At 68.2% G+C, this 9,755-nt stretch carries 10 protein-coding genes; all 10 read right to left on the reverse strand.

The window, feature by feature from the left end:
• Nucleotides 1-75: 75 nt before the first annotated feature.
• Nucleotides 76-576 (reverse strand): transglycosylase SLT domain-containing protein, encoded by a 501-nt coding sequence (locus tag CCR79_RS13490; RefSeq protein ID WP_201174147.1) that lies wholly within the window; start codon nucleotides 574-576, stop codon nucleotides 76-78.
• Nucleotides 576-1,382 (reverse strand): TIGR03759 family integrating conjugative element protein, encoded by an 807-nt coding sequence (locus CCR79_RS13495; RefSeq protein ID WP_201173634.1) that lies wholly within the window; start codon nucleotides 1,380-1,382, stop codon nucleotides 576-578. The genes CCR79_RS13490 and CCR79_RS13495 overlap by 1 nt, the downstream gene beginning before the upstream one ends.
• Nucleotides 1,379-4,174, reverse strand: a complete 2,796-nt coding sequence (locus CCR79_RS13500; RefSeq protein WP_201173668.1) for a conjugative transfer ATPase — start codon at nucleotides 4,172-4,174, stop codon at nucleotides 1,379-1,381. The genes CCR79_RS13495 and CCR79_RS13500 overlap by 4 nt, the downstream gene beginning before the upstream one ends.
• Before the next feature lie 5 nt (nucleotides 4,175-4,179).
• Entirely contained in the window at nucleotides 4,180-4,707 is a 528-nt protein-coding gene (locus CCR79_RS13505; RefSeq protein ID WP_238641789.1) for a TIGR03751 family conjugal transfer lipoprotein, read from the reverse strand.
• Entirely contained in the window at nucleotides 4,667-6,205 is a 1,539-nt protein-coding gene (locus CCR79_RS13510; RefSeq protein ID WP_242510934.1) for a TIGR03752 family integrating conjugative element protein, read from the reverse strand. Before CCR79_RS13510 ends, CCR79_RS13505 begins: the two co-directional genes overlap by 41 nt.
• On the reverse strand, nucleotides 6,205-7,215 hold the full coding sequence (locus CCR79_RS13515; protein ID WP_345941503.1) for a TIGR03749 family integrating conjugative element protein: 1,011 nt from the start codon (nucleotides 7,213-7,215) through the stop codon (nucleotides 6,205-6,207). The genes CCR79_RS13510 and CCR79_RS13515 overlap by 1 nt, the downstream gene beginning before the upstream one ends.
• Nucleotides 7,197-7,490, reverse strand: a complete 294-nt coding sequence (locus CCR79_RS13520) for a hypothetical protein (RefSeq protein ID WP_201173631.1) — start codon at nucleotides 7,488-7,490, stop codon at nucleotides 7,197-7,199. The genes CCR79_RS13515 and CCR79_RS13520 overlap by 19 nt, the downstream gene beginning before the upstream one ends.
• Entirely contained in the window at nucleotides 7,487-8,389 is a 903-nt protein-coding gene (locus CCR79_RS13525) for a hypothetical protein (protein WP_201173628.1), read from the reverse strand. The genes CCR79_RS13520 and CCR79_RS13525 overlap by 4 nt, the downstream gene beginning before the upstream one ends.
• Nucleotides 8,386-8,712 (reverse strand): hypothetical protein, encoded by a 327-nt coding sequence (locus CCR79_RS13530; protein WP_201173626.1) that lies wholly within the window; start codon nucleotides 8,710-8,712, stop codon nucleotides 8,386-8,388. Before CCR79_RS13530 ends, CCR79_RS13525 begins: the two co-directional genes overlap by 4 nt.
• A 107-nt stretch (nucleotides 8,713-8,819) precedes the next feature.
• Nucleotides 8,820-9,755 (reverse strand): IS1634 family transposase (locus CCR79_RS13535; RefSeq protein ID WP_201174150.1); only part of this gene is annotated, 936 nt, incomplete at its 5' end.

The raw sequence follows: 9,755 nt of genomic DNA on the forward strand, positions 1-9,755 counted from the left end.
CCCAGCCGAGACCGAACCCAAACAACGTGCAGCTTCGCCATAAGCGCTGCGCACTAACCCACTCGATCTGACCCATCATTCCCCCCTGCCAACCGGGGCCCGCAGGTGCTCGGCGACCGCCTCGCGATGCGCCGCGGCAGCCTGCGGGTCCGACGGCGCGTGGTAGGCACCGGCCGCCTCGAGCCAATCGCCACGCTCCTCGTAGCGCCCCCGCAGAATCGCCGCCCCCACCTGCAGATTCGCCTGCGGCTCGAGCGCCTGGCTCAGCGATGCGAAGCGCTCGCCATGCCAGTGCCAGTTGACCTGCATCAGTCCCACATCGATGTTGCGCCGGCCATCGGCCCGGTGCTGTCGCAGCGCCGCCTGCGCGGCCTCCCGGCTGGGGTAGCGCTCCGGCTCGCCGCCGACGTTAAGCGTCCACGGCCACGGCTCGTAGCGCCCCGAGCTCAGCGCCGCGCCGGATTCCGCGGCAGCCAAGGCATAGAGCAGCTGCGCTGGCACCTCGGCGGCCTCGGCCACCTCCTGGTAAAGCCTTGGCGGCTCGCCGGCCGGCGCCGTCGGCGCGGTGAGGGCCATCACCAGGCAAGCGGCTCCCACTGAGCGCCGTCCCGGCGATAGAGCGCGGGTACCTCGAGCTCGGCGAGCTCGCCCTCGTCCCGGTTGAGCGTCAGCCGCTGCGTTTCGACCAGCTGCGGCGGTACCTGGTGCTCGGTCGCCCATTCGCGCACCTCGTGATCCGATTCGGCATCCAGCACAAAGACATCGGCCTGCCAGCCCGCCCCCTCACTGAGGGCGCCAATCAGACGCTCCAGGACCTCCTCACAGGTCGAGCAATCCTCCGCTCTGGTCACCAGGGCGACCCGATCGCCGGGACCGACGTCTTCGATCGAGGCCTCCTGCTGAGCGGCTTCCCGTTCGCTCGCCTCCCGTTGCGACGGATCTTGACGACTGGCCTCATCGGCATCGGTCTCATCGCTGGCGAAGGGGGTCTCATCCGGGTAGAGCCGATCCCAGGCGTCGTCATAGGCGTACTGGAAGGCGAGCTCCTGGCTGACCCGCTCGCGCTCGCGCTCGACCGCGATCTCCGCCATCCGGCGTCGCTCCTCGCCTGAGCGCGCATGGATGCCCAGCACCCAGACCGGGTCCAGGTCTGGGCTCCAGAGCCCACGCGGGCCTTTCATCAGCGACTCGTAGCGCTCCCACTCCTCGTCTTCGAGCTCGCTCCACTGGCTGCGATCGAGGTGCTCCCCGGGCGCCGAGGATCGGTCCTCGTGATCCCGCGCCTGACTCGGCGCGCTGTCGCTCGCCGACGCGACAGCGGGCAGCATCCCCAGCAGGCCCGCGCCCAGCGCGGCACGCATCATCCAGGCTCGTGCGTTCATGTCTGCGCCTCCGCAATCCGTTGGGCTACGATCTCGGCGGCCTCGACCTCGGTGCAGTCGTGCTCGCGCATGATCTGAGCACGCTGCGCCTTCTCCTCGTTCTCGGTCTGTGCAAGGGCCAGGGCGATCGGCGGGGGGACGTTGCGGAACAGCGCCTCGACCTGATCGGCGAGCACGACCCCTTCGACGTACTTGCCCGGCTCCTTGCGCGCCGACAGCAACAGGGCCTTCTGCTCCTCGGTGAGGTCCTTGAAGCGAGCGATGTGATCGACCTCCTCCTTGGGCATGACGAGGCAGAGCCACCACTCCATCATGTTGAGCATCTTCTTCGAGGCGTCGGGGAAGTCCTCCAGGTTCTGGGTGGCGATCCAGAACCAGGCGCCGAGCTTGCGCCACATCTTCGTGATCTTGACCACGAACGGCGCGAGCAGCGGGTTGGTGGTGATGATGTGGCCCTCGTCGGTGAGCACGAGCGTCGGCCGCCCCTCGTGCTGATGTTGCTCGACGAGGTCGTTGATATGGTTCATCAGCCCCATGTAGGTCACGGTCAGCTGATCCTCATAGCCCTCGCGGGCCATGATCCCGACATCGACGATGGTCAGATCCGCCTCCGGCCAGGCGGTACCAGGCCGGTTGAAGACCTGGCCGGCGAAGCCGGAGCAGAACAGCTCCATGGCGTCGGCCATGTCCCGGATCCGCTGCCCCCGGCCTTCGGTCAGCGTCTCGGCGCGGGACTCCTCGCGCAGGGCCTGGGCAACGTCCTCGGTCAGCACCTGGTCTCGGCCGGTGCCGCTGTCGCGCACGTTGCGCGCCGCCCGGATGATCGCGCTGCGGATCGTGTGCCGGTCGGTGCGCGTCATGCGCTCGTCCTCCTTGGCCTCGCCGCCGGTGATCATAATGCGCGCGGCGAGCTCCATCTCGCCGAGCAGGTCCCGGGACCCGCCTTCCTCCTCGTCATCACCTCCCTCATCGCCGCCGGCCGCCCCGGCCTCCGAGTCGGTATCCGTCGCATATTCCTCGGCCCCGCGCTGCTCGTCGGCATCGATCTGCTCGAGCAGCTTCATGGCTGCAGAAAACGGCGGCAGGCTGACGTCCCGACCGGGCTGCAGCGAAACCTGGTTGACGCTCAGCCCTTTGGCAGCCGCGTACTGGCCCAACAGCCCGAATGAGTCACCAGCCTCAATGACGAAGATCCGCGGCTTGTAGATCGCGAGCATCTGCATCATCAGGTAGGTCAGCAGCGCACTCTTGCCGGCGCCGGTCGGCCCGAGGATCAGGGCGTGGGCGTTCTTCTTGCGATCAGCCGAGTTGAGCGGATCGAACACCAGCGGCTCGGCACCGCGGTTGTAGAACAGGATCCCCGGATGCCCCGTCCCACGGGTGCGGCCATAGAACGGGGCCAGGGCGGTGACATGGTCCGCGTAGACGTAGCGCGCCCGACGCGAGTAGCGCTCAAGCCGCGGGTCATAGGCCATGGGCAGGCCGCGGATGTAGTTGTGAAGCGGCAGGAGCTCGGCCTCCTGCGTGACGACCTGGATCCCGTTGCTGACCAGCCGGGAAGCCAGTTGCTGGCGATCACGCACCAGTTGCCGATCCGTCTCGGCGCGCAGATAGAGCGCGATCTGGGTGGGGAAGAGCTTGTTGCCCCGGGCCATCTGCTCCTGAGCGGCCGTGGCCTCCTCGAGCGCGAGCTGGCTCTCGATGTTCTTGCCACCGGATGCGGCCCGGACCTGGGCGATCCGGTTGCCGACCTCATCCTGCGGCGCGATGGTCACGGTCAGCGCCAGGACCGAGCCTTCCGGGCACTTGTCGAACAGCGCGTAGATGCTCTCCCCGCTGCGCCGCTCGCCGGTGAAGTGCCCAATCCGCGGCGGCTGACGGAGCCCTTGGGCGTAGACAACAGTATGCGGCAGCCCATCGAAACGCCACACGCCCGCCTCATGGTCCGATTCGGGCTGGGAGAAGTTGAACAGCCCGGCGAAGTCGCGTGCTGTCGGCAATGCCGCGTCGCCCGGATAGGGGGCGATGCGCAGCAGATCCCGCGGGTCACCGTCGGTGATCTCCGGGCGCGGGTTGAACCAGGGGACCAGCCACTCGTAGAGGTCCTTGGCGCCGCACCGGCGTACCTGGACACCGGCGGACTCCAGGGATACGCGCAGCTGGCCGAGCACCTGGTCGAGTTCCTCGTCAGGCGTGAGATCGCCGCCGGCGTTGCGCCGGTACAGGCAAAGCCGGGTCCGCCGGCGCTGGCCGCGCCAGCTCCCGCCGGTGACCAGCTGATCCGTAAACAGCCCGCCCTCGCGCGAGATACGCCGCAGATGGCCGTCCAGGTGCTCACAGTAAGTCGCCATGAACTCGTGCTCACCGCCGCGCTGCCCGGCGTATTCCCGAATCCGGTCCGGGATGTCCGTCAGATTCGGCTCATCCTGGACAAACAGCTGCAGCACCCAGGGCGAGTGCTCCACCTCGGGGATCGCATCGGCGATGGCCGTCTGTAGGTTCTCCAGGAGCTCCTCCAGGTACGCCTGCGTCCGGGCCTCGCTCGAGGCCGGGGCGAGCTCCAGGAGCGCTCCTACACTGTTGCTGTCCTCGAGCAGGAAAATCTGTGTCTGCGGGTCGTAGTCGGTCCATGGCAGCAGGTCCGTGAAAGACTCCGGACGCTCGTAGAGCTGCGCGTACTCGCGCTCCTTGGGGCTGCGGGCCGTGGATCCGGACTCGACCGCCTGTTGCTCGGAAGAATCGGCTTGGGCGCCTTGCCCAGAGCGGTTACGCCGTAACAGCTGTTGCAGCATCCCCATTACCGCGCCTCCGGTTCGCCGGGCAGTGCGTAGTGATCACGCTCGAACATCGGGAAGGTGGTGCTGTAGCCGGGGACCGGGACCTCGTTCGGGGTCGCCAGGTGCGGGTAGACGTACATGACCATGGAGGGATTCGGGACCCGGCCGAATCGCGGCTCCAGCTCATCGTGCGCCTGTCGGGTGTAGCCGGCCAGCGCGGCGGTGCCATCGGTCAGCCGCTGCGCCGGCGTGCTGTAGACCGGGGGTACACGACGTTTCCGCTCGTCATCGGACGCCTCGGCCTCCTGGTCGTCGGCATCCGCTGACTCACCCTGCCCGGGCCCGCGGGCCGACCCGGGGGCCAGTTGCTGCCGACCGTCGTCGATGTCGCCACCGGCGTGCCGGTTCATGTGGGCCTCGTAGACCTCATCGGTCCGCGGCCCTTCGGGGTAGACCTGCGGCGTGCCCTCTTGTGTGGCACCACTGCGGGCGCAGCCGGTCAGTGCGCTAGTCGAGCCGATCAGGGCGAGCAGCATCGCGCTCGCCACGCTCAAACGGCTGATTCGAGAGGCCACGCTGGAAGTCCGGGCGCTGATCATGGGATACCCTCCTGCCGTCGGTCTCGTAGTCGATGCGAAGCTCACGGTCGATGTGGACCGTCACCTCCTGGCCGGCCGGCGTGAAGATGGCGTCGAAGTGGTTTTCCTGGCGCCGACGCAGCCACTCGAGGACCTCCTCGGCGGCGCCCGAAGCGGCCCGGCCACCGACGAACCGGCCCGTGTCGCCGTCGATGATCGTCTGGGTAAAGCCCTGCTGGCCGACAATCGTCTGGGTCTCGGCCTGGGCCAGCGCCTCCGACGCCGCCTGCCCCGCTGCCAACAAGCCGGCCTGGGCCAGGAACGCCGGCGCGTTGCTGACCCGATCACCGGCGATACACGGCACACCCTGCGGGTCGGTGATGTGCCCGATCGGCGGCTCGGCCGGATCGCCGGCGCCCATCCGCTCCCCGGAGGCCTTCTCCGTCCCGTCATCCGCGTCATCGGTGCGCATCGAGGCGTCGCCCGGGTCCGGGAAGGTGCGCGTGGTGCCGTCCTCGAAGATGAACGTGGCGCTGTGGAGCTCGCCGCGCACACAGGACAGGGTCCAGTCACCGAAGGCAGTGCCGCTGAGGATCATCCCCTCGAGGCCTGGGATCTCCATGTCATGCGCGGCCAGGTTCTCGCTACCGACGACCACCTTGAACGGCGCTGCGTCCTCAACCGTACCCTCGCGTGGGATGCGGCCAATCAGGGCGGTCAGCGTGCTTGAGCCCATGAGCATGCTGTTCCGCGGGACGGTGTAGACAGCGAGGTCCTCCTTGCCCCCATCGTCCGTCTGCGCGTCTTCATCGCTGGCCTCATCTGCCTCAGGGCCGGTCCACTCCCGTGCCTGCGGCCCCGCACCGTCCGCCGCGGCGGGATGCGGGGCATCGAGCGGGTCGATCCAGGTCAGCTGCTCAGCAGTCGTGGACGGTGCCCCGCGCTCCGCCTCGGGGTCTCGGGTCAGATCCGATGGCCGTAACCCGTCCTCGATCGCGGGCTCCTCGTCATCGGTGGCGCCCCCCAACAGGCCGACCGGCTGCTCGTCCGGGGAGAGGCCGAGCCCGACTGGAAGATCCGTGTCGTCGGCCTCGTCCTCCTCCTCCTCGTCCTCCTCCACGCGCGCGGTCAGCTGCTCGATGCGCTGCATGAGCGCCTCGTGGCGCTCCTCGGCATGCTCATCGGGACGCTCCGCTTCTTCCTCAACCTCATCGAGCGCCTGCTCCATGGCTTCAACCTGCTGCTCCAGGCGCTGATTCTGCGCGGTGAGCATGCGGATCGTATCCGCCTGCGTATCGACATCGGCCGGATCAATCTCATCGCCGGGACCGAGCTCGTCGGGATGGGCGACAGTGGCCGATTCCGGCGCATCCTCCCCGCCGCCGACCAGGATGACGACGATCAGCAGGACGGCGACGAGGCCACCGAGAATCGGGAGTAGACGGTTGCTGCGGATCGTGCTCGCCATTACCGGCTCCCCCAGAAGCTCTCCTCGAACGGGCGATCGGAGATCAGGTAGACCGCCGTGGTGTCGGCCTCATGGCCGGCACCGTGCAGCCGGGCGTGTTGGAAGGTCGCCGCGAGCCAGTCCCCGCGCAGGGCCCGGGGGTCGAGCAGGACCGGCTCACGGGTCTGGTTGGTCAGCCGGACCGCCGTGACGTGGTACCCACCCCCACGCCAGGCGGCGATCGGTTCGGCTTCGACGTGGGCACCGCGGACCAGGGCGACAGTCTCATCCTCAACGCCCACCGAGCGGATCCCGGGATGCCCGGGCCTAAGTCGATCAGGGGCGTAGAGGTTCTGTGCGGCGTAGCGTGTGAGCGTGACGTAGTCCAGGACCGGCGCCTGCGCACCGGCGGACTCCGCCTCGGAAGACTCCTCGGGGGCAGCCGCCGCCTCACGCTCCTCGCCATGGACGATCAGCTCACGGCGCGGCCCCTCCTCACGCGCCTCCAGATCGAGCATGAAGGACCGTCCGGTGTGCGGCTCCTCGACCAGCACCCGTGTCGCCTCGAAGGCTTCGGTCGGCTGTAGATAGAGCACGCCTTCGCGGGAGAGGACTCGCAGACGATCCTCGAGAGCCGGCGGCACGCCGACCCGGGCCTGATCGGCCGGCAAGCGCACGATCCGTTCCCCATCGACCGGGAGGATGACCCGGATCGGGGTGCCATCCCAGACCACACGCTCCGGCGCAGCACCGTCCTGAGTGGCTCGCGTTTCCGGGGTCGCAACCGTTCCGGCGGCATCGCCGCCCGGCTCCGGACCGTCTACGTAAGGCGCCTCAACGGCCTCACCGTCCTGCTGCTGAGCGGCTTCGCCGGCACCGGAGTCATCTTCGGAAGCGCCGTCCGGCCGTTGCTCAGTCTCGGAGTCGGTCGTGAACTCAGGCAGAGGCAGCGAGAACCCGCCATCCCCGGCCACCGCATAGGCCGGCGCCATAGCGAGAATGAGGGCGCTGGCTAGCGTTCGGGCTCGCACCGTTCACCTCCGATGTAGTAGATGATCTGCTCGGGAGCGCGCGAGAGATCCGCCCAAACCTGGCGGCGCCCCTCAAGGGCCTCCTCGCAGGAAGGCTCCGGGGATGCCTTTGCTTCATCCGCCTCGCCGCGCTGCTCGTCAGCCGACTCGCTCGCTTCCGCCTCCTCGACCTTCGGCTTGTCGGACGCCTGTTCGGGCGAAGACGGCGTGCTGGAACAGCCCGCCATCACGATCAGGCCTGCCAGCAGGACCCCTGTCGGATAGAACCACCTCATGGGCCAGCCTCCTCGACTTGCAGCGCATGCAGGGTGCCGTCCTGGTGGCGCAGGACCGCGACCTCGGCCTCTGGATCGACCGAGCTCACCCGCCAACTCGTCTCGCCCACGGCCTCGCCGGAGCGATAGCGCCCGGTCTCTCCGTCATGGGCCAGGATGACCAGTGCGGACCCGGCCCAATGCTCGAAGCCGAGTAGACGGGCATCCTCGAGCCTCGGGTTCTCCGGTGCCTCCTCCAGGGTGGTGAGCCGCTCATCCAGCGCGTCGAGCCGGTCCTCGCTGACCCCGGGGATCTGCTGCTCCAGGGCCTCGAGCTCTGCGGCCAGGTCCCCGGTTTGCTGCTCCAGTTGAGCGACTCGATCGGCCGACGGCAGCCCTGTCAGTGCCTCCTCATGCGCAGACAGGGCCTGCTCGATTTCCTGCAGCCCGGACTCCTGAGCCTGCTCCAGGGCATCGATTGCCTGTTCCTGGTCCGCCGCCACCTCCTGCAGCTGATTCTCGAGCTCCTGCTCCAGGGTCTGGACACGCTGCGCAACCTGGGCTAGCTCCGGGGCCGGCTCGGCGCCCTCCTCGTCGTCCCCACCGGCGCCGAGCACGGCTCCAAGGACGACGAGCACGACGAGAACACCTGCGCCAGGGAGGGCGAAGCGTTTGAGGCGAGCGCCGGTGCCGGTTACGGCTGCCTGGTGTTCCTGGCCTTCCTCGCTTGCGCCATCACCGAAGATGGACGCCTCGAGGTCCGCTCCGTGGTCGGCTTCATCGGCCGAACCAGGATCCGGGGTCTCGACGCTCCTGGGGCCAGCGGATGCCTCGTGCGGCTCGCCCGCCTGCGCGTCGGTCTGGCGCTCGCCTTCGGAAGCATCGGAGTGTTGCCGCTGGGTATGCTTTCGCCGGCTCATTGGGTCACCTCGTCAAACCACGACTCAGCCTTATCCGGATCGCCGGCCTCGATCTCCTCGGTGTCGGGGATCTCCAGCATGGCGCCGGCCATCAGCAGATTCGGGTCGCCGCCGATGAAGGCCTGGGGGTTGGCCTCGTAGAGGGCCCGGCTCGCGACCTTCGGATGTCTTGGCGCGACATGCGCTGCGATCTGGTAGAGGCTGGCGCCGCGGGCGATTGGCCCAAGGGTCCGCGGTTCCTCCGGGTCGTCCCGTTCGGTCGTGAGCCGCTCCGCATTGGCCTCCGCCCCCTCCCGGTACGGCGGCTTCGGCTCATAGGTCACCGCGCGCGCGACCGGGTCGATAAGCAGTCGCCCCGAAGTTCGTCAGCTAATCGCGTAACTTCCCGTTTTGCTTACACCTCGTAAGCGAAAAATGCCACAACAGGCCTTCAGGCGGGCCGTTTCGGGACCTCGATGCCGACGTCTTTGAACAGCTCCAGTTGCTCCGGTGATGGCTTGGTCACGCCCTCGAAGTCGCGGCCACCGATGCGCACGGTGTGGCGCTGGATCTGACGCAGCGTACGCAGGGCGCGCTCCGGGGAGAGTGTGCTGCCGGCGGCCTTGAGCCGCTGGCGCAGCATCCGGTGGAGGACCAGCGCGAGAAAGCAGATCAGCGCGTGAGCCCTGATGCGTTCCGGGAGCCGGTGATAGACCGGTGCGATCTCGATATCGCTTTTCAGAACCCGGAATCCGCGCTCGATGTCGGCCAGTGAGCGGTAGCGTGCGACAATCTGATCGGCGCTGCTATCGGTCAGACTGGTGACCAGCAGCAGCTTCCCATCGAGCCGATCCGCAGCCGCCCAGGCCGCCTCGTCGATGTTGTACTGGAACTGGCTCGAGGCGAGATCGGCCCGCACGATCGAAGACAGCCGCTTATCCAGCACCGCCTTGTGAAAACGCTGGTAGGCGCTTCGGTCGCTGGAGCGCCGACCACGCTGCGGCATACCGGCGTCTTGCTTGACCAGCCGCTCGGCCAGGCGCTCGCCCAGAGCGTCGAGTTCTTCGATATTGCGCCGGCGAGCGGCATTCTGTTCGGCCGCCCGCTGCGCGTTGTGGGCGATCACCAGACGACGGCCCTGCCAGTGCGTTTCGACCACTGACTCCGCCCCGGTTCGCTGCGCCTGCTCGGCCAGTTCCGGGTGCAGCCGCTCGATCACGTCGGTGAACTCGCTGTAGCGTCGCCCGGGCACCGCCAGAATGTAATCGACCGCCAGACCCTGCTCGGCGCCGAGCGCCTCCAGGGTCTCCACATTGTCGAGACTCAGCAGGCCCCGGTCGGCGACGACCACCATGCGCTTGAGTGCAAAGCGTTTGAGCAGCCGCTC

Source organism: Halorhodospira halophila, assembly GCF_016653405.1.
Classification (GTDB): Bacteria; Pseudomonadota; Gammaproteobacteria; order Nitrococcales; family Halorhodospiraceae; genus Halorhodospira; species Halorhodospira halophila_A.